This is a genomic window from Marinomonas sp. BSi20584 (assembly GCF_002792415.1).
Taxonomy (GTDB): Bacteria; Pseudomonadota; Gammaproteobacteria; order Pseudomonadales; family Marinomonadaceae; genus Marinomonas; species Marinomonas polaris.
This window is the reverse complement of record NZ_KZ454873.1, coordinates 190,683-210,866: the sequence shown is the minus strand read 5'-3', so window position 1 is coordinate 210,866 and position 20,184 is coordinate 190,683. Positions and strand designations below refer to the sequence as shown.

The window sequence follows — 20,184 nt, the reverse complement described above, 5'->3', positions numbered from 1 at the left end:
TCGCCTTACTATTAAATGAGCTTGCGCCTGTCTCGTACCTTAACGCGTGAGCGCTAATTATATGTAAGTTAATGGACATTTTTTATAAAGACTTCAGGAGGGTGCTAGAAGTAACGATGCTAGGTTTTCGGAAATAGTTGATGACTAGTTTGGTTGTTGTGCGTGAAGGTTTGTTAATAGCGGGTGACAAGATGTGTTAAATAATTTTGGGGATAAGCCTAGATTTTATTCACAAAAAAAGCCCAGCTCGGAGCTGGGCTTTGTGTATAGCTATTTGTTTGACTACCTAGTGTTATCTGCTAATTCGCTGAGTAATGCTCTCTGAGCACTGCGATACTCGCCTTTTCTTGGCTTTGACAACTGATACGATCCATCACTTTGAAGAATCCAGCTTTGAGTATTATCTGTGAGATAATACTCAAGTTCTTTTTTCACTCGGCGTGTTTGTTTATAGTCCTGAAGAGGAAAGGCTACTTCAATACGGTTGTTTAAGTTTCTATCCATGCCATCAGCACTAGATAGATAAACCTGTGGATTACGGTTGTTGTAGAAATAATATACACGAGTGTGCTCTAGGAACCTTCCTATGATACTTCGCACTCGAATATTAGAGGATATCCCTTTGATGCCTGGACGTAGTGTACAGATGCCTCGAACAATTAGGTCGATTTTTACACCTGCTTGAGACGCCTTATACAGAGATTGAACAAGTCTCTGCTCAGTTAAAGAGTTCACCTTAATTATGATACGAGACGGATCGCCTTTCAGTGCGTTTTCGGCTTCTCTATTTATCATGTCAAGCAAACGGTCACGAAGTGTGAAAGGAGCATGTAGTAGTTTTTTCACTTTCAACTCTTTACTCATACCTGTGAGTTGCTGGAAGACGCGATGTACATCGTCCCCAATTTCTTTATCACAAGTCATAAAGCTATAGTCGGTGTAAAGACGAGCGTTACCTGCGTGGTAGTTACCAGTTCCCAGGTGAACATAGCGAGTCAGATCTGCACCTTCTCTACGGACGATCAGAATCATTTTCGCATGTGTTTTATGTCGAACAACGCCATAGACAACAATCGCGCCAGCGTCTTGTAAGCGGCTAGCTAAGGCTAAGTTTTCAGCTTCGTCGAAACGAGCACGTAATTCGATAACGACAGTGACTTCTTTGCCGTTTCGAGCTGCTTCAACTAATGCATTAGCAATTGGTGAACGCGAACCTGTTCTGTATAGAGTTTGGCGAATTGCTACAACGTTTGGATCTTTTGCTGCTTCGCTTAATAAATCGATAACAGGTGAGAAGCTCTCAAACGGATGCATTAATAGATAATCACGCTGGCGAATAGCCTCGAATAATCCGCCAGAGCTGGCTAGTTTTCTAGGCAAACCCGGTGAAAAAGGAGGGTACATCAGGTCTGGACGATCAACGAGTTCTAGTACTGCCATAAGACGGCTCAAGTTAACTGGGCCATCTATGCGATATAAATCTTGCTGTTCTAAATCAAATTGTTTAAGCAAAGAATCGACGATATGAAGAGGGCAGTTTTCGGCGATTTCTAATCGTACCGAGCTACCGTAATGTCGACTTTGTAATTCTGTGCGCAGCGCACCAGCCAAATCGACACCAATATCGTCGGAGTCTACTTCTAAATCAGCATTACGAGTCAGACGGAATTGAAAGCAACCTTTGACTGTCATGCCCGGGAATAACTGATCAGCATGGGCGTGAATGATGGAAGAAAGGAAAACTAGATTATCACCACCTTCACAAACGTCATCTGGTAGTTTAACCAAACGAGGAAGCGAGCTCGGCGCTGGAACAATGGCAAGTCCATTCTCACGACCAAAGGCATCGCGACCTTCCAATTCAACAACAAAGTTAAAGGTTTTGTTCGCTAGTCTTGGAAACGGGTGTGCTGGATCGAGCCCAATTGGGCTGATGATAGGCAGCACATTGTCACGAAAATAGCGTTTTACCCAAGCGGCTTGTTTCTCATTCCATACGGTACGACGAATAAACTTAACGTTTTCGTTCGCCAGTTTAGGCAAAATAATATCGTTGAGAATACGGTACTGACGACGTACTAGCTTGTGAGCTTGTTCGCTAATTAAGCCAAGTACTTTTTTCGGGTGCATGCCATCAGGACCATTTTTTTCACGGCTGTATTCTAATTGGCTTTTTAAACCCGCTACGCGGATTTCGAAAAATTCGTCCATGTTTGAGCTGAAGATACACAGAAACATCAGTCGGTTTAAGATTGGATGATTTTCATCCATGGCTTGTTCAAGAACACGTGCGTTAAATTGTAAGTGACTTAACTCGCGGTTGAAGTAGAGCTCTGGATCAGCCAGATCAATCTCTTCAGGTAGGCGTTCTTCAATTGCTACCTTATTAGGATCTTGTGGTTGTTCCGGAATTGGCTCTAGAACAAGCTCTGCATCCAACTCTAAGGGTGGACTAGGAATGGTTTCTTTTTTATCTATTTCGTTCACCGACTGCTCAGACATGCGCTTTAATTCTCTCTAAATACCGTTTTATTGTGTTGTTGGTATCATTGTTCCTTTGCCTACAGTATGTAGGCATATACTAACAAATTACACCAACGCAGCCTGCTGGTCACCGATTCTGTGTGTTTATTTGTACTAAAAGTCGTTAGCTTTTAGTTTTCAGCAGGCGTGCTACATCTTTTGCAAAGTAAGTCAGGATGCCATCTGCACCAGCGCGTTTAAATGCTAGGAGTGATTCCATCATTACCGTATCTTTATCTAGCCAACCATTTTGAAAAGCGGCCATGTGCATTGCGTACTCTCCGCTTACTTGATAAGCAAACGTCGGCACTTCAAGTTCTGTTTTCACTCGGCGTACGATGTCTAAATAAGGCATGCCAGGTTTTACCATGACCATATCAGCTCCTTCCTCTATATCTAGCATCACTTCGCGGATGGCTTCGTTAGAGTTAGCTGGGTCAATTTGGTACGTAAATTTATTGCCTTTACCAAGGTTGCCGCTTGAGCCGATCGCGTCACGGAATGGACCGTAATATGCCGAAGCGTATTTGGCTGCATATGCCATGATCAGTGTATTAATAAAACCTTCGGCTTCAAGTTCATCACGGATTTCACCAATGCGTCCGTCCATCATGTCAGATGGTGCAACGATGTCAGCACCTGCCTTAGCATGTGAAAGGGCTTGTTTTACCAGTGTATCGACGGTGATATCATTCAGCACATAGCCAGAGTCATCAATGATGCCATCTTGACCGTGAGTAGTGTAAGGATCTAGCGCGACATCTGTTAGCACACCAAGTTCTGGGAAAGCGTCTTTTAAGGCGCGAACAGCACGTTGTACTAAACCATTCGGATTGTAGGCTTCTTCGGCAAGCAAGGATTTTTTATCACTTTCAATAACAGGAAATAGCGCGATAGTAGGAATGCCCAAATCGACAAGCTCTTTGGCTTCTTCTAACAGTAAGTCGATAGAAAGGCGCTCAATGTTTGGCATGGAAAGAATGGCTTCGCGCACATTATTGCCTTCAATAATAAACATTGGGTAGATTAAATCGTCTGCAGTAAGGCGATGCTCGCGCATCAGGCGGCGAGAAAAATCATTTTTACGCATGCGGCGCATACGAGTGTATGGAAATGTCATCCAATATCTCTCCTTTTCGCTGTGTATGAATGTACTTTAGTATTGTTACAATATTAAGACAGTGCCAGATTAAAAGCTTTGTGTTAAGACAAAACTTTACGGATTTCTAGCACTTAGTCTTTGTTTATCCGTTCTTTTTGGGTTTAAGTTTAGATTAGTTGCGCTTCGGCTTCTTCAAGTTCCTCTTGTGATTCGAACCACGCTTCTTCACTTTCAGCTTGGGCTTTTTTCCATTTCGCCTCATCACTCAATAAACTTTGCAGTTTGTTTCTTTGATCGGCTTCGTAAAGGCTTGAGTCAGCCATTGCTTCGGCAATACGATCAAGATGTTCTTGTGCTGCTTGAACTGCCTTTTCATACTTCTCGATTTGTTTGCGCAGCGGACGTAATTTTTCGCGCATTTCAGCCGCTTTACGGCGTTCTTCCTTACGATCCACTTTATCGATTTTATCTCCAGCTAACTCGCCTTTTTCAAGTTGCGCGGCGCTGGCTTGTCTTGCTTGTAACCATGCATGATAAGCAGGTAAGTCGCCATCGAACGCTTGGATTTGATGGTCAGCAACAAGGTAAAATTCATCGACGGTACTGTTTAGCAAATGTCTATCGTGTGATACCAATAAAATGGAACCTGGGAATTCTTGCAAGGCTTCAGTTAATGCTTGGCGCATTTCGATGTCCAAATGGTTGGTTGGCTCATCGAGTACTAATAGGTTTGGTTTGGTCCAAGAAATTAATGACAAGGCCAAACGTGCTTTCTCTCCGCCTGAAAAGCCTTTTACCGCACGAAGTGCATCGTCACCAATAAAACCAAAACCACCTAGGTAACGACGAATATCACTCTCAAGCACTTTTGGGGTGAGTCGTTGAATATGCAGTAATGGCGAGGCTTCTAAGTCGAGAGCGCTTAGTTGATGCTGTGAGAAATAACCGATTTTTAGGTTTTCTCCCAAGATGCGATCACCAGCCAAAATGCTAATTTCGCCAACAATGGATTTGATTAGAGTCGATTTACCAGCACCATTAGGACCAAGTAAGCCAATGCGTTGTCCATCTCGAAGGGCAAAGTTTGTATTGCCAAGCTGAACGGTTTTTGTGCCTGATTCTGATGTATAACCCAAGTCTGCTTGAGATAAATTAATCAACAATTGTGAGGTTTTCTCGGCCACAGGGATTGTAAATTCAAATTGCGAATCAATATGTGCTGGGCCGATAATTTCCATTTTCTCGAGCATTTTTAAGCGGCTCTGAGCTTGCTTGGCTTTATCGGCTTTGTAACGAAAGCGATCCACATATTGTTGTAGGTGAGCACGTTTCTCTTGTTGTTTTTCGTAGTTGGCTTGTTGTTGCGCTAAGTGTTCAGCACGTTGGCGTTCATAATCCGAGTAGTTACCTTTATAAAGCACCAATTGCTTTTGATATAGGTGAACAATATGACTACAAATACCATCTAAGAAATCACGGTCATGGGAAATTAATAATAAGGTACCGGGGTATTGGCGTAGCCAGTTTTCCAGCCACATGACAGCATCCAAATCCAAGTGGTTGGTTGGTTCGTCGAGCAAGAGCACGTCGGAAGGGCACATCAAGGCTTTGGCAAGGTTAAGGCGAATTCGCCAGCCGCCAGAAAAGTCAGACACGGGCCTCTGCATGTCTGTCATTTTGAAGCCTAGCCCTTGCAGAAGTGTTTCGCCTCTTGATTGAGCTGTGTAGCCATGAGCATTTTCATATTCACCTAGCCAACTTGCATGAGCATGATCGTCGCCACTTGCTTGTGCTTTGGCAATATTGTTTTCTATGTCTCTGAGTCGATCATCGCCATCTAGACAGTAATCCAATGCACTGCGTTGTGTTTCTTCAACTTCCTGAGCCATAAAAGCAATACGGCGTTGTCCCGGCAGAATAACTTCACCAGTATCAGCATGCAGTTCGCCTTTGATCATGGCGAATAAAGAGGATTTGCCTGCGCCATTAGCACCAATCAGACCGACTTTTTGACCTTCAAAAATGGTGAGGTCGGCGTCTTCAAGTAGGAACTGAGTGCCACGCTGTAAACTAACTTCAGTAAATTGGATCATAAAAACTAGGAATCTCTTATCTCTATTAATGAGAAGTGATGTTGGTCGTTTCAATAGAAAGTACAATACGAAACATTTTAGAGTGCTGCTAGACTAAACGAAATAGCAAGCGTGCATATTCACAGTACATTTCCCAGTTAATCACGGTTTAAAGTAGATGATTGATCGTCTCAAGGGTAAAATGGTAGCAATATTTATTTGAACTTTTTTAGTTAGGCTTTTCGGCCTGAACAAGGTGTGCTTTGTGAACAATGTAACCATAAACGAAATCCAGCGTTTTTCCTTTGATAATAGTAATGTTCGTGGTGAACGCGTGTTACTGAATGACGCTTATCAAGAAATCATTAAGCGTAAGCAATATCCGCTAGCGTTAGAAAAACTTCTTGGTGAGTTTGTAGCTGCAATCGCGTTATTAAGAGACATTGTCAAAATAGATGGTGTGTTATCTATTCAAGCTAAGGGCTACGGCTTTTTGTCGACTTTGATGACTGAGTGTGACGAGCATCAAAATCTTCGTGGCATTGCTCAATGGGATGAAAGCCAAGAAGTGCCAGAGGTTATTTCTTTAAAAGATGTACTTGAAGGTGGTTATTTAGCGATTACTATCCAACCACGTAATGGCCAGCGTTACCAAGGCATTGTCGAGATCGTTGGTGACACCTTGGCTGAATGTCTTGAACAGTATTTCTCTCAGTCTGAGCAGTTGCCAAGCCGAGTGTGGTTGGCGGCTAATGGCGCACAATGTGGTGGTTTGTTCTTGCAGCGCTTGCCAGAAGAACAAGCGAAAGAAGGTGATGAGGATGCTTGGGAGCGTTTGACTCATCTTGCTTCTACGGTTAAAGAAGATGAATTGCTTGGACTTGAAACTGGTGAGTTGCTTCATCGCTTATACCACGAAGAAGAAGTTCGTCTTTATGATACTAAAGTGATGCAATTCGGTTGTTCATGTTCTCGTCAGCGTACTTTAGATGCTGTGATGTCACTAGGCTCTGAAGAAATACGTGAGCTTCTTATTGAGCAAGGTAGCGTAAAAGTAGACTGCCAATTCTGTGCAGAAAAATATGAATTTACCGAAGCCGATTTGGTTGATTTGCTTGGTGATCAAGCGAAAACTCACTAATTTAAAAGACTACAGACGCTAAAACGTGGCGTGATTGACAAGGTCGCGCCACGAAATAATACCAATGACATGATCTTCATCGTCTGTTACTGGTAAACAGGAAATATCTACGCGTTTTAGCCACGCCACAATTTCTTCTACTGGTGTTTCTGCTTTTACTGTAATGGGCTGGCGCGTCATCACTTGATGAGCAGCTCTATTTAAGGTGTCTAGATCCCTAGGTTGCTCTGAAGCACTGTCTATAAAAGGGCTGATTAGGCGCAACAAATCCCTGTCTGAAATAATACCAACCAGTTTACCCTTTTCCGTAACCGGAAGGTGATGAAAGCCATTCGTTTCCATAATTTGTCTGACATTGGGTAAGCGCTCATCCATGTCGACACAGATGACATTCTTTACCATGATATCTTGTGCTTTCATTGCCATACTCCCCAGTACCCTAAATTATAGAATTTAGTATATTTATACTGAACATTAATATTTAAATATAGTAGCCAAATCGAAGCATGTTTTTTCTTAATGTTGTTAACATCGCCTTTCTTGTCGCTAAAGTCAATAAAATGAGCGCTATCGTGAAAGTTGAAATGTGGATATATCTACATTCTTATACTAAGGTCTCAAGACATTATTTTTAAAATCCGTATAATTAACTCACACCTGCTCAGAATCCCTTATTAAGCTGATTTTCTATGGATTTTTGGCATACGAGCAAAGGCGTTCTGAGGAGAGGGTGGAGAAAGTAAAGCAGTGCATTCTGAAATATTACTGCTGGCCAAAAGCCTCTTTTTTACATCACTCTCAAATTCACAATTGGCTATGACACGGCGAAATCATATGACCTCAAATTCTGTAGACGTTTTACTAGTCGGGGGCGGTGCCATGAGCACCACCCTAGGAGTGTTACTAAAGCAATTAGACCCTAGCATGACCCTATTAATGGTTGAGCGTTTGGGTAGTATCGCAAAGGAAAGTACCGATGGCTGGAACAATGCTGGTACGGGCCATGCCGCATACTGCGAACTTAATTATACTTCTGAAAATGATGACGGCTCCGTTAATATTGATAAAGCAGTTAAAATTAACGCTGCCTTTGAAATTAGTCTCCAGTTCTGGTCTTACCTTGTGAAACAAGGATTGATGCCGGCGCCACAAGAGTTTATTCATCGAGTGCCACATCAAAGCTTTGTTTGGGGGCAGCGCAATGTTGACATGTTAAAAGCACGTCATGCAGCAATGAGTGCTCATCCAGCTTTCAAAGAAATGCAATTCACTGAAGATCGTGAAAAAATGAGAGAATGGATGCCTCTTGTTATGAACAACCGTAATGACAGCGAACCGCTTGCTGCAACACGTATCGAACATGGTGCCGATGTAAACTTTGGTGCTATCGCTCGTAATATGAGCAAACATCTAGAGACCTTGGATAACTTCGAGTTGAGTTTGAACAGTGAAGTGAAAGACTTAAATAAACGCTCTGACGGTCGTTGGGATGTTGAAATTGAGCAAAATGGTGCGCGTAAAACTATTGACGCTAAATTTGTTTTCCTAGGAGCTGGCGGTGGTGCTTTGCCTTTGTTGCAAAAAGCAGAAGTGCAGGAAGGTAAAGGTTTTGGTGGTTTCCCTGTCAGTGGTCAGTGGCTGGTGTGTGAAAAACCAGAATTGGTTGAACAGCATTTTGCCAAAGTCTATGGCGCCGCTCCTATTGGTGCGCCACCTATGTCTGTGCCGCATTTGGATACACGTATTATCGATGGCAAAAAAGCTATTTTGTTTGGTCCATTTGCTGGTTTTACGACAAAATTCCTGAAAACAGGTTCATTCTTCGATCTGCCGAAAAGTGTTCGTTTTGACAATATCAAGCCGATGCTAAGTGTTGGTAAGAATAATATGGATCTAACTCGCTACTTGATTAGTGAGGTAATGCAATCACATAAAGATCGCTGTAATTCATTGCGTCAGTTTTTTCCTGATGCGAAGGATGAAGATTGGGAGCTTGCGTACGCTGGGCAGCGTGTTCAGATCATCAAGAAAGACGAAAAGTTGGGCGGTAAGCTAGAGTTCGGAACCGAAGCGATTACCACCGAAGATGGCTCTCTTGCTGCTTTGTTGGGTGCTTCGCCAGGGGCTTCAACAACGGTAAATACTATGATTGGTATTCTAGAGCGCTGTTTTCATGAGCGTGTAGCATCGCCTGAATGGCAAGCGAAAATGAAAGAAATGGTGCCTTCTTACGGTGAATCACTGGTAGAAAATACCGAATTACTTCTTTCTATCCGAGCGAATACATTAGAGACTCTAAACTTAAAGCCTTAACGTAATTTACGTCGATAGGATAAGTTTTCAAAAGCTGGGAATCCCCAGCTTTTTTGTATATTACATTAATACCATCATCGTGAGATTGAATATGACAATAACCTTTGCTGAGCGCGCAGATCAGTTGTGTGACAGATTACGAGACCTGGAGCATCAAGCGGAAGAAGGTGATCAGCTGTTTTACTGTGCGTATCTTCTAGGGCTTTTGGGCTTACATAGCAGTACCGAAGGAGAAGGGCGAGATGAGTTCGATCATGCTTTCACTGGGATCTTGCAAGACACGTTGGAAGCTGAAGGCGTAACGGATGGCGATCAAGAAAGCATTAAATCATTGTGGGAAACGGTAAGAGCCACTGCGGCTTAGTTGTTGATATACCGTATGAATAATAAAAAGGGAGCACCAAATGACTTTGGCGCTCCCTTTTTCTATCCATTACTTGGTATTTTAATAAATAGTATTAGAGTACTGGTTTATCTGGGTGTGGCGCATAAGCAAAAACATCAGAAAAACAGTTTTCTTTGCTAAGACCTTTTAGCTCTAATTGGTCAAGTGTGCCATACACCATGCCAACTGAGCCGCTAATAAAAGCAACGCTTTGGCTTAGATCTGGATGATCTGCTAGCACTGCTTCATACAGCCAGCCGCTTCGACCGTGCCACTCATTGCCTTTCTCATTCACGATGACATCCAATGTAAAAGGCGTGTATTTGTGCGCTTCTTCTAACCACTCTTGAGCAAAGACATCTGCTGGAGTTCTTAGTCCCCAGTAGAATGACACATTGCCAGTAAAATTCTGTTCGACCAAATGGCTATACAGACTTTTTATCTGGGCAAAACCAGTGCCGCCAGCAATCAATAAGATGTTTTCTGGATTAGAGTCTAGAACACCATTAGCAATATGGCAGTCGCCACCCGGTGCTTTAATGGTAATGCTATCGTTAGATTTAATATGCTCAACAACTTTGTTTGCCAGAGACGCAGAATCTGAAACTAGAATATACAGCGTCAAAAATGGCAGTTCATGTGGTGCACTACCGATGGAATAAGGAACTTGTTCGCCAGTTGGTAATACCACTATTAGATATTGGCCAGCTTCAAACGTTAGATCATCCACCTTTAAAGTAATTTGATATACATTTGGGTTGATTGATTCAACTGCGTTTACCGTCGCGGTAATCTCTTTCATTTAAACTACTCCAATATAAGTCACGCTCACCTTAAAGTGGTGGCGGTGGAATTAGGTTGATCATTTAAGTAAAAAAAAACCACTTCAGGAAGTGGCTTTTTTACCGCAGACTTCTTGCTGCAGAAATATCTACTTATTTATTTTTGCCTTTCATTGACTCAAAGAACTCATCATTAGTTTGAGTTACTTTTAGGCGGTCAATCAAAAATTCTGTCGCTGCTACATCTTCCATTGGATTCAATAGTTTACGAAGAATCCACATGCGCTGTAATTCATCTTCAGATGTTAGTAAGTCTTCACGACGAGTACCTGAACGACGAATGTTAATTGCAGGGAAAGTACGTTTTTCAGCAATTTTACGGTCTAGGTGCAATTCGGAGTTACCTGTACCTTTGAATTCTTCAAAGATAACTTCATCCATTTTGGAGCCAGTATCAACAAGCGCCGTTGCGATAATGGTTAAGCTACCGCCTTCTTCGATGTTACGTGCGGCACCAAAGAAGCGTTTCGGACGTTCTAGTGCGTTTGCATCCACACCACCAGTCAATACTTTGCCTGATGAAGGGATAACAGTGTTGTAGGCACGTGCCAAACGTGTGATGGAGTCCAATAGGATAACTACGTCACGTTTATGTTCAACTAGGCGTTTTGCTTTTTCGAGTACCATTTCAGCCACTTGAACGTGGCGAGTTGGTGGCTCATCAAACGTAGAAGCAACCACTTCTCCGCGAACGGTACGAGACATTTCGGTTACTTCTTCAGGACGTTCGTCAATCAGCAACACGATTAAATGACATTCTGGGTTATTACGAGTAATTGCATTGGCGATGTTTTGTAACATAAAAGTTTTACCGGCTTTCGGCGGAGAAACAACCAATGCACGTTGACCTTTACCCATTGGGGCAACAAGGTCAATGATACGAGATGTCACGTCTTCAGTGGAGCCGTTACCTGCTTCCATCAATAGACGTTCATCAGGAAATAAAGGCGTTAAGTTTTCAAAAAGAATTTTGTTACGAACGCTTTCAGGCTTATCAAAGTTGATTTCACTGACTTTTAATAGTGCAAAATAACGTTCGCCATCTTTTGGTGGACGAATTTTTCCGGCAATAGTGTCGCCAGTCCGAAGATTAAAGCGTCTGATTTGGCTTGGTGATACATAAATGTCGTCCGGGCCTGCTAAGTATGAACAGTCAGGTGAACGAAGGAAGCCAAAGCCATCTTGAAGAATCTCTAAGATACCGTCGCCATAAATGTCTTCCCCACCTTTCGCATGACGCTTTAGGATTGAGAAAATAACATCTTGCTTGCGAGAACGAGCCATATTTTCTAGGCCCATTTCTGCTGCGATTTCTAAAAGTTCGTGTACTGATTTCTGTTTTAAGTCGGTAAGGTTCATAAACGGGTTTTGTATTAGCTCATTTGAGGAAAATTGACGGAATTAGAGTTAATCAATTAGTAACAATAATTTGTGTCTGGAAGTATTTTACAATGTATCAGCTACTCGGCACCAAAAACACAAAACAAGATGGTTAGATTTTTGTTCTGTTTTTCACTAGCCCGGATAGGGCAAAAGCCAATACAGCGCGAAACAATTTGATTGGGATCTAAACGTGATCTACTTACTGCTTTATCACTATCAAGACCATCCATACTATAGTTCGACTTAAAGGCGAGGTCTATAGTGAAATTCAGGAAAAAAACACTTTCTGGTAATTTTTTGATCAAACACAGGCTTTTGGGGGTATTCGCTAAGTGTTTTTTTAGAATTAAGTCATTATTAGGACTTGATTTTCGCTAAAAGACGCTAAAAATTATAAAAAATTCATCAAATACTCTGTTGTTTTTGGTGTTTTGTTGCCAATGACATCGACCAGTAACTGATATACTCTTGTCCTTATTAAGACTTCTGCAACATAAGGCTTTCTGAATGCAATCACTTTTTTTGCAACAATCTCATGACTTTCCATTTGAAAAAATTGCTGCCATTGACTTGGGGTCAAACAGCTTTCATATGGTTGTCGCCCAAGTTACTCATGGGCAGTTAAGAATCACTGGAGAATTTGGGGAAAAGGTTCAGTTGGCCGCAGGTTTGGTTAACGGTCACCTAGATGACGCCTCTCAACAAAGAGGGTTGGACTGCTTAGCGCAATTTGCACAAGTGATTGAAGACATGCCGCCTGGTTCTGTTCGTGTTGTCGGTACCAATGCTTTAAGGGTCGCCAAAAACCGCTATGACTTCATCGGTAAAGCGATGGATATTATGAGTCATCCTGTCGAAATCATTGCGGGTCGAGAAGAAGCGCGTTTGATTTACGTGGGTGTCTCTAGAACAATGGATCATGGTGATGCTAAAAGACTAGTTGTTGATATCGGTGGTGGTAGTACAGAGTTCATTATTGGTAAGCAGCTTGAGCCGATATTAACGGAAAGCCTTCATATGGGCTGTGTGAGTTTTAAACAACGTTTTTTTGATGATGGTGTGATTAATAAATCTAATTTTCAGAAAGCGGTTACGGCTGCACGTCTAGAACTACTTAGTATTCAAGATGATTATCTTGATGAAACATGGGATGTAGCGATTGGTTCATCAGGAACGATTAAAGCCGCTTTCAATATTGTTAAGGAAAACAATTGGAATAAGAAGGGCATTACTCTAAAAACACTGAAACAAATTCAAAAAGCATTGTTTGCCGCAGGGCATGCTGACAATATCGAGTTGCCAGGCCTTAAGCCTGAGCGGAAAAGTACCTTCGCAGCGGGGATTGCGATATTAACCGCTGTATTTGAGTGCTTTGATATTAAGCAAATGGATTTTTCTAATGGCGCATTAAGAGAAGGTGTGCTGTATGACATTATGGGTCGTTACGCTGAAACCGATATTCGTGAGCGTACCGTTAACTATATGTTGAACCAATATCACATCGATACAGAGCAAGCAAAACTCGTTACACACACTGCATTATCTGCTTTAGCTCAAGTTAAAGAAGATTGGAACTTAAACAGTATCTCTAGTGAAGATTTATTGCGTTGGGCAGGGCTTCTTCATGAAGTAGGCGCTGGTATTTCGCATAGTCGATATCATAAACACGGTGCTTATATTATCCGTGAATCGGATATGCCGGGATTCTCTCAACAAGAGCAGCAAGCGCTGGCTAACTTAATTCTTAGGCATCGCCGCAAGTTTACTCAATCTTTGGATTACCGTTTTACGAAAAGTGATCAACAAGACTTGGATCGTTTGTCTATTTTACTTCGATTGTCTATTTTGTTGCACCACGATAGGAAAGAAGGCGACATGCCTATTTTCACATTAAAAGCAGATAACAAAAGTCTTCATGCCGAGTTCTTACCTGAATGGTTAGACAGTAGGCCTCTCACCTTAGCCAATCTTCAGCGAGAAGCTGAGTCATTGATTTCTGATGGATATACTCTCACGTTTAGTTGAGTAAGATAAAAAAGTCGTTGCCTTGGTCTTAGGTTAGCTTATCTATTGATCTATAAAGGGCAGCGACTTCTTCTCTTTGAAGTCCTGTCACTCGTGATAAACGTCCAATACTGGACGAAATTTGCACGGACTCTTTACCTTCGTTGTCTTTGTCTTCCGATTTTGCAGGGGCTAGCTGATTTGCCAGTAGTTGTTTAGCACGATCAGATAATTGAACAGGATCTTGTTGTCGAGGTGAATTTTGGCGCACAGAGGCATCTGCCGAAGCTGTCATGCTAGGTAGATACAAAGGTTTGCTAGATACAGATGAAATCGACAAAACAGCCACCTGAGATAGTTGTTTGAGATACCCTATAGGGTAGTACAAAAAATGATCTATTTGTATGTTTTATGCTCTTATTGTCTCAAATTAAGTATGAATGCAAAAAATAGCTTTTTATCGAGCTAAATAGATTTGTTTATCTCCTTCAGGAAAATTTCAGAGTGGTCATTTTGCTATTTATTTTATGCACACATTCACCATATTAGTGTCATTGTTATGTAAGGATGATATTGTTTGCACAATGTCTCTCAGCAAGACAATTAATTAAATAGTGCATTTAACAGGTGAGCATTCTGCTTTATATCATGTCGTTTCATCGGTAACGTGAATGATTATCTGTTGTAGGTTATTTGCTTCAAAAAGGATGCCGCATGAGCCAAGAAAATCTCCCAATAGAACATCTTTATTTTACTGAGACAAATTTAGAGCAGATCTTAGAAAATCTAGATGTAGTTCGTAATCGAATCCATCCACAGGCGACAAATGAAGAAGGCATAAATGAACAGGTGTTTCCATCTGTTTGCCTAATTGGTTTGGGGCGTTGTGGTTCTAATATTGCATTGGATGTCGCATCACTAGTATACGATGCTAGAACAAGCTACATGCGGGAAGTAGAAAGCCAAGAAATATTAGATAGTGAGAGTGAATTCAGACCTATGCGCTGGATTCGCAAGCATTTGCCACTTGAAGATAAAGATGGCGTTAAGCCGGTATTTCTTATTGAGCCCATCGTTTTACTGGGTGATTTGGATAAAGATATTGAAGGAAGAATTCGTTTTTCTAATCAGGAAGGACGAACTAAATTTCTAGAAGAATACACCAAGTTGCAAATAATGGATTTGTCTGAAGTGCATGCTGGTGGCGCAGGTAATGCTCCGATTTTAGGACAATATCTTGCAAAAATTATCCTAAACAAAGATGCAACGACATTCCGTAATGAAAACTGGAAACAGATGCATTCTTATCTAGTTGATTCTTGTGGTATTAAAGCCAATCAATCGCGCCTTTATTTTTATATTTTTAGTGCTGGTGGTGGTACTGGTTCTGGTATGGCGTCTGAATTTGGTCTGGCGCAACAATTCTCTTACTTAAGTAAAACCTTTGATTATCGTTCCGATCAAAGCCAAATGGCGGATAAGCGTCATAGCTTTGTTTTTGAGCCCATTTTTACTTCTGGTATTTGTATTCTACCGAACATATCTGGGAAAAATGTTGAGATTTCTGAGGCATTGCATATTAACGCAGGCCGCTTGTTGACTAAATATATTTCTGAAGAGTGGAATTTCTCGTATAACGAAGAGCGTGAAGACGACGAAGTACCAGCGGATGTAATGGAGCGTATTCGTCCGTGGAACTCTATGATGCTGATATCCAACGATATTATGCGTTATGCGGAAGAGGAAAATGGCGGCGATTCTGATAATATCGATGTTAACACCATGGAGAAATACGCTAACCAGTATATTTCTCAGCAAATTTTTAACATCTTGACCGCTCAAGCAGTAACAACTGATTACGACGAAGACTACTTTCGCCGTGCAGGTATTGATATTGCAGAAACCATTCGTTTAGACGCTAACGATTTATTTATGAGTTTAGCGGGCCCAGTTGCTGTGGCTTACGCTGAAAGCGTGGTGAACGAAGGGACACGTCAGGATAGCGTTGATATTGATGACTTGTTCTGTCGCTCAATTGAGTTGCCGCACTTTAATAACGACACATCTGCGATTGAAGGTGTTAGTGTGTTGCCAGTTGAATCTGATCGATACCGAGAAGCGATTAAGAACTATCGCAAAAGTGGTTATGACGCGACGGCATTGAACCATCTACATTTCTTCAAGAACTGTTCGTCTATTGTTTCCATTATTTCTTTGCCAAGAGACTACAAACTGTCTTTCACCGCATTGAACCGCTTAAAAATGCATTTGAACCGCTTATGTCCAAATACAACATTAAAGCGTTACGCACTTGTTATTGGTGCATCAGCAAACTTATCATTAACGACGCTTATTGCCAAAAGTCCGTGTTTAAGTGATGACTTTTTGACGTTAATGGTCGCTTACATGAAGCGCTGTTTTGCTCGTGATGATTATCGATACACGGATGAAATAGACAAAGCGGTAATTAAAATGATTCAAGATGATGATTTTGATGACGCCTTGGTAGATAAGTTCTTTACGACCTATGAAAACCCAGCAAAAATTCTAGATACCAACTGGTATGCAATTAAGCCAATGTATGAGAAAAAGTACCGTGAGCTTATTGATAACAATCAGCGTTTCGTATCTATTAATGATATTCGCTTGGATATAAACAACGTTAAAAATGCGATCAAATATCTTCGTGAAATTTATCGTCATCGCATCAGTAAAACCAATGTTCTTACACTAAATGGTTAATTTCATTTAGTTAAACACCGAATGATGGTTGTTTGAAAAAGGCTACTCAATTACATTTGAGTAGCCTTTTTTATTGCTCTGTTTTTTTATAACTGGTTAATCTCAATAGTTGGCTTAACTATTGAATGACTAAGCTAGTGTTTCTATTGTTGTTGCTTGTCTTTACGTTTTTGTTCTTGTGCCCTTGTATGGTGTGCGTAATTCGCCCCACGTTATTTAGCATGAGCTTTTTTGGTGCGGTTTTAACTGTTTAGGATATATATGGCAGAATACTATTGGTTGTTGGTGGCCTCTGCGTTTGTATTTATGATGCAGGCTGGTTTTTTGTGTTTAGAAAGTGGCCGTATTCGTAGTAAAAACAGCATTAACGTCGCGGCGAAGAATATATCTGATTTTATAATATCGACGACATTATTTTGGTTGTTTGGCTTTGGCATCATGTTTGGTGACTCTGTGGCAGGGTTGTTTGGTGCGAGCGATTTCTTTTTTGATGATCGGCACACGCCTTGGGAAATAAGTTTTTTTCTTTTTCAAATGATGTTTTGTGGTACCGCAGCAACGTTAACGTCTGGAGCGGTTGCTGAGCGCATGACGTTCATTGGCTATCTGGCAATCACTGTTGTTCTAAGTGCATTCATTTATCCTATCGTTGGGCATTGGGCTTGGTCTGGTGTGTATCCTTCAGAAGGACCAGAAGGTTGGCTTGAGGCTCTTGGTTTTATTGATTTTGCGGGTTCAACCGTGGTGCACTCTGTTGGTGGCTGGGTAGCATTAGCCGCGATTATCATTATTGGACCTCGCCTTGGACGCTTTGAAGAGGGGATACGGTTACCACCTGGTAATAATCTCCCCTTGTCTGCTCTAGGAACGTTATTAATTTGGTTTGGTTGGATTGGTTTTAACGGCGGTAGCACATTAGCGCTAACCGATGCTGTGCCAATGATCATTCTAAATACCTTTATCTCTGCTGCTTGGGGGGCGCTAATCGCTGCTGGAATTAATTATTTCCGTGATGGCTATATTGAGGTGGGCTTTGTGCTGAATGGCACAATTGCTGGTTTGGTAGGCATTACTGCTTCTTGTCATGTAGTGTCACCTGGGGCATCCGTTATTATTGGAGCTGTTTCTGGCGTAGTTGTGTATTTCGGTAGTTTACTGATGGAGCGCTGGCGTTTAGATGATGCATTGGATGTTGTTCCAGCGCATTTATTTGCGGGCATATGGGGGACTTTGAGCGTCGCTTTGTTTGGACAAACAGATAAAATTGATAATGGTTTGGGGTTTTTAGGGCAGCTTGGGGTTCAAGCATTAGGTATTGTCGTTATTGGGCTCTATTGCTTTGTGGTGGGTTATACCTGCATGTGGCTACTGAATCGTTTTATGCCGCTTCGAGCGAGTAAAGAGCAAGAAGAGCAAGGTTTAAATGTAGCAGAGCATAGAGCGACAACAGAATTATTTGATTTGTTAACCTCCATGCAATACCAACAAAATAATGCTGATTTTTCAAAACCTGTTCCTGAGGAGCCTTTTACAGAAGTTGGGCAGATTGCTCGAAAATATAATCAAGTTATTGATCGAGTGAGTACTGAAATTGCGCAGCGAGATGACGCTTTGATGCGTTTTCAAGAGAGTGAAATGCGTAAGTCAGCGATATTGAATTCATCAATGGATTGTATTGTGACCATTAACCGCTTTGGTTCTGTAATGGAATTTAACCCTGCAGCAGAACGAACCTTTGGGTGTCTGAAAAAACAAGTTGAAGGTAAAAGCTTTATTGGTCTTTTTATTCGCGAAGAAGATAGAAAAAAGATTTTTGAAAGTTTGAACTCGGGTTTCTCGACATCAAATGGCTTGATATTGAATCGGCGTAATCCGTTTCGTTTACAGCGTAGCCCTAACAATGATTTTCCTGCTGAAATTGCGATTACTAAGGCCAATGCTGACTCTTCACAAGAAAGTGAATATACACTTCATATTAGAGATATGACACGTCATGTGAAGTTGCAGGAACGCTTGAAGTTTTTAGCGTATAGCGATCCATTGACCAGCTTGTACAATCGTACTTATCTAATGGACTCACTTGTTAGCGCTTTGCTTTTTGCAACCAAACAGAAGACGTCTGTCGGACTGTTATTTTTGGATTTAGATAACTTCAAAATTATTAACGATACGTTAGGCCACAAAGCTGGTGACGAGCTGCTGTGTGAAGTTGCAAGGCGTTTAATTGCAGTGTCTGATCAGTTTGATGTCATCGCCCGTTGGGGCGGCGACGAATTTGTCTTTATGATGACGAAAGATGTCAATGAAAGTCGTTTGGCTAAGCGAGCGCAACAAATTTTAGAGGCCATGCGAGCGCCAGTGAATTTAAACGAGCAATATTTCACTATACCAACGAGTATTGGTATTGCCTATACCGGCGAGCAAAGTTTGGATGCCGATAGGCTGATTCAACAAGCTGATATCGCAATGTATTGGGCTAAGGAAAAAGGCCGTGATAATGCGCAATTCTTTACACCTGAAATGTCCAATATTGTCACGAAAAAGTTTGGTTTTGAGAAAGAGATTAATGATGCACTTGCATCAGAACAGTTCTCTTTAGTTTTTCAACCAAAAGTCTTTATGGAAAAAGAAAATATCCTCGGCTTAGAGGCGCTGATCCGCTGGAATCATCCAACGAAAGGGCTTATTCCGCCCGCTGACTTTATTCCAATGGCGGAAGAGTCTAACTTAATCTCTAGAATTGATGAGTGGGTGATTGATCAAGCTTTATTACAGCAAAAAGCATGGCGTGATCAAGGTTTACGGATTGTTCCTATTGCTGTGAATCTTTCTGGACGGCATTTGGTATCGGACTCTCTGGTACCTTACATCTCGCAGAAACTAATTGCTTATGGTATTGACGGTTGCTTGCTAGAAATTGAAATTACAGAAGGGGTTTTGCTCCAAGATATTCAGCGTTGTATTGAGGTGATGGCAGAATTGAAAGAGTTAGATATTAGAATCTCAGTAGATGATTTTGGAACGGGTTATTCGTCGCTAAGCTATTTAAAACGGCTGCCATTGGATATCTTGAAAATTGATCAATCATTTGTTGAAGAATGCGATCGTCATATCGAAGACGCTAAAATCTGTGAAACCATTATTCACTTGGCGCGAAGTTTAGAACTGGTGATTGTTGCGGAGGGTGTAGAAACCGCTCCGCAAGCGGATATGTTGAAGTCGCTAGGTTGTGAGATATTTCAAGGCTACTACTTCCATAAACCCATGATAAGTGCTGATATTGCCAAGTTGCTTATTGCTGATCATGTGATTGGTTAGGTGTTTCTCTATTACGGATAGTTTCCATAAGCTCTTGGTTCTGTGTTTTTTCTAACGGCTTAGTGCGATAGTGCAGTGCCGTTTTTGCAATCATATTTGCCGCGACTGGTGCGGTAATCAACAGGAACAAAGTGATCAAAAACTCTTGAATGGAAAGGAATCCTTTCAAGTGGCTTTGAAAGATCATTGATGCAACTAAAACACCAGTAATTCCCAAAGTCGATGCCTTTGTTGGACTGTGAAGGCGCATGTAAATGTCAGGCAAACGAGCAAGACCATAAGAGCCGATCAATAGAAAAATGCCGCCAATAAGCAAAGACACGCAGATGATAATTTCGAGATAAAAAGGCATAACTGAT

Annotated in this window: 14 protein-coding genes; 6 read left to right on the top strand and 8 right to left on the bottom strand. The window is 41.5% G+C overall.

Annotation, left to right across the window (positions count from 1 at the left end; genetic code table 11):
• Positions 1-282: 282 nt before the first annotated feature.
• From ppk1 to TY87_RS06930, 3 genes are all read right to left on the bottom strand, one after another.
• Entirely contained in the window at positions 283-2,502 is a 2,220-nt protein-coding gene (gene ppk1 / locus TY87_RS06940) for a polyphosphate kinase 1 (protein ID WP_100186513.1), read from the bottom strand.
• 145 nt (positions 2,503-2,647) lie between these two features.
• Positions 2,648-3,643 (bottom strand): porphobilinogen synthase, encoded by a 996-nt coding sequence (gene hemB / locus TY87_RS06935; RefSeq protein WP_100186512.1) that lies wholly within the window; start codon positions 3,641-3,643, stop codon positions 2,648-2,650.
• 149 nt (positions 3,644-3,792) lie between these two features.
• Positions 3,793-5,718 carry an ABC-F family ATP-binding cassette domain-containing protein gene (locus TY87_RS06930; RefSeq protein WP_100186511.1) on the bottom strand — a complete coding sequence of 642 codons (1,926 nt, stop codon included), beginning with the start codon at positions 5,716-5,718 and terminating at the stop codon, positions 3,793-3,795.
• Between the two features lie 244 nt (positions 5,719-5,962).
• On the opposite strand from TY87_RS06930, the gene hslO reads away from it, so the two are divergent.
• Entirely contained in the window at positions 5,963-6,838 is an 876-nt protein-coding gene (gene hslO / locus TY87_RS06925) for an Hsp33 family molecular chaperone HslO (RefSeq protein ID WP_100186510.1), read from the top strand.
• Positions 6,839-6,856: 18 nt separating this feature from the next.
• Here hslO and TY87_RS06920 read toward each other — a convergent pair whose 3' ends face one another.
• Positions 6,857-7,258 carry a CBS domain-containing protein gene (locus TY87_RS06920; protein WP_100186517.1) on the bottom strand — a complete coding sequence of 134 codons (402 nt, stop codon included), beginning with the start codon at positions 7,256-7,258 and terminating at the stop codon, positions 6,857-6,859.
• A 396-nt stretch (positions 7,259-7,654) separates the two neighbouring features.
• On the opposite strand from TY87_RS06920, the gene mqo reads away from it, so the two are divergent.
• The gene (gene mqo / locus TY87_RS06915) at positions 7,655-9,151 is read left to right on the top strand and encodes a malate dehydrogenase (quinone) (protein WP_100186516.1); all 1,497 of its coding nucleotides are present in this window, start codon (positions 7,655-7,657) and stop codon (positions 9,149-9,151) included.
• 91 nt (positions 9,152-9,242) lie between these two features.
• Positions 9,243-9,515, top strand: coding sequence for a hypothetical protein (locus tag TY87_RS06910; RefSeq protein WP_100186509.1), 273 nt, complete (start codon positions 9,243-9,245; stop codon positions 9,513-9,515).
• 94 nt (positions 9,516-9,609) lie between these two features.
• Here the strand turns inward: TY87_RS06910 and TY87_RS06905 are convergent, their stop codons facing one another.
• Positions 9,610-10,338: an NAD(P)H-flavin reductase gene (locus TY87_RS06905; RefSeq protein WP_100186508.1), complete on the bottom strand. Its 729-nt coding sequence runs from the start codon at positions 10,336-10,338 to the stop codon at positions 9,610-9,612.
• Positions 10,339-10,471: 133 nt separating this feature from the next.
• On the bottom strand, positions 10,472-11,737 hold the full coding sequence (rho, locus tag TY87_RS06900; RefSeq protein ID WP_072842412.1) for a transcription termination factor Rho: 1,266 nt from the start codon (positions 11,735-11,737) through the stop codon (positions 10,472-10,474).
• Between the two features lie 531 nt (positions 11,738-12,268).
• Here rho and TY87_RS06895 point away from each other — a divergent pair.
• Positions 12,269-13,786: a Ppx/GppA phosphatase family protein gene (locus TY87_RS06895; protein WP_100186507.1), complete on the top strand. Its 1,518-nt coding sequence runs from the start codon at positions 12,269-12,271 to the stop codon at positions 13,784-13,786.
• Between the two features lie 28 nt (positions 13,787-13,814).
• Here TY87_RS06895 and TY87_RS06890 read toward each other — a convergent pair whose 3' ends face one another.
• Positions 13,815-14,105, bottom strand: coding sequence for a hypothetical protein (locus TY87_RS06890; RefSeq protein WP_100186506.1), 291 nt, complete (start codon positions 14,103-14,105; stop codon positions 13,815-13,817).
• A gap of 374 nt (positions 14,106-14,479) precedes the next feature.
• On the opposite strand from TY87_RS06890, the gene TY87_RS06885 reads away from it, so the two are divergent.
• Together TY87_RS06885 and amt are read left to right on the top strand one after the other, a co-directional pair.
• Positions 14,480-16,507: a hypothetical protein gene (locus tag TY87_RS06885; protein WP_100186505.1), complete on the top strand. Its 2,028-nt coding sequence runs from the start codon at positions 14,480-14,482 to the stop codon at positions 16,505-16,507.
• Positions 16,508-16,768: 261 nt separating this feature from the next.
• Positions 16,769-19,825: an ammonium transporter gene (amt, locus tag TY87_RS06880; protein ID WP_100186504.1), complete on the top strand. Its 3,057-nt coding sequence runs from the start codon at positions 16,769-16,771 to the stop codon at positions 19,823-19,825.
• Here amt and TY87_RS06875 read toward each other — a convergent pair.
• Positions 19,800-20,177, bottom strand: coding sequence for a Na+/H+ antiporter subunit G (locus tag TY87_RS06875; RefSeq protein WP_072842407.1), 378 nt, complete (start codon positions 20,175-20,177; stop codon positions 19,800-19,802). The genes amt and TY87_RS06875 overlap by 26 nt on opposite strands.
• Positions 20,178-20,184: the final 7 nt, after the last annotated feature.

Excerpts from the sequence above, each read along its gene's own strand:
- TY87_RS06875 (WP_072842407.1), bottom strand. The coding sequence starts at position 20,177 with ATGCCTTTTTATCTCGAAATTATCATCTGCGTGTCTTTGCTTATTGGC.
- TY87_RS06930 (WP_100186511.1), bottom strand. The coding sequence starts at position 5,718 with ATGATCCAATTTACTGAAGTTAGTTTACAGCGTGGCACTCAGTTCCTA.
- amt (WP_100186504.1), top strand. The coding sequence starts at position 16,769 with ATGGCAGAATACTATTGGTTGTTGGTGGCCTCTGCGTTTGTATTTATG.
- TY87_RS06920 (WP_100186517.1), bottom strand. The coding sequence starts at position 7,258 with ATGAAAGCACAAGATATCATGGTAAAGAATGTCATCTGTGTCGACATG.
- TY87_RS06885 (WP_100186505.1), top strand. The coding sequence starts at position 14,480 with ATGAGCCAAGAAAATCTCCCAATAGAACATCTTTATTTTACTGAGACA.
- rho (WP_072842412.1), bottom strand. The coding sequence starts at position 11,737 with ATGAACCTTACCGACTTAAAACAGAAATCAGTACACGAACTTTTAGAA.
- TY87_RS06910 (WP_100186509.1), top strand. The coding sequence starts at position 9,243 with ATGACAATAACCTTTGCTGAGCGCGCAGATCAGTTGTGTGACAGATTA.
- mqo (WP_100186516.1), top strand. The coding sequence starts at position 7,655 with ATGACACGGCGAAATCATATGACCTCAAATTCTGTAGACGTTTTACTA.
- TY87_RS06895 (WP_100186507.1), top strand. The coding sequence starts at position 12,269 with ATGCAATCACTTTTTTTGCAACAATCTCATGACTTTCCATTTGAAAAA.
- TY87_RS06905 (WP_100186508.1), bottom strand. The coding sequence starts at position 10,338 with ATGAAAGAGATTACCGCGACGGTAAACGCAGTTGAATCAATCAACCCA.
- hemB (WP_100186512.1), bottom strand. The coding sequence starts at position 3,643 with ATGACATTTCCATACACTCGTATGCGCCGCATGCGTAAAAATGATTTT.
- ppk1 (WP_100186513.1), bottom strand. The coding sequence starts at position 2,502 with ATGTCTGAGCAGTCGGTGAACGAAATAGATAAAAAAGAAACCATTCCT.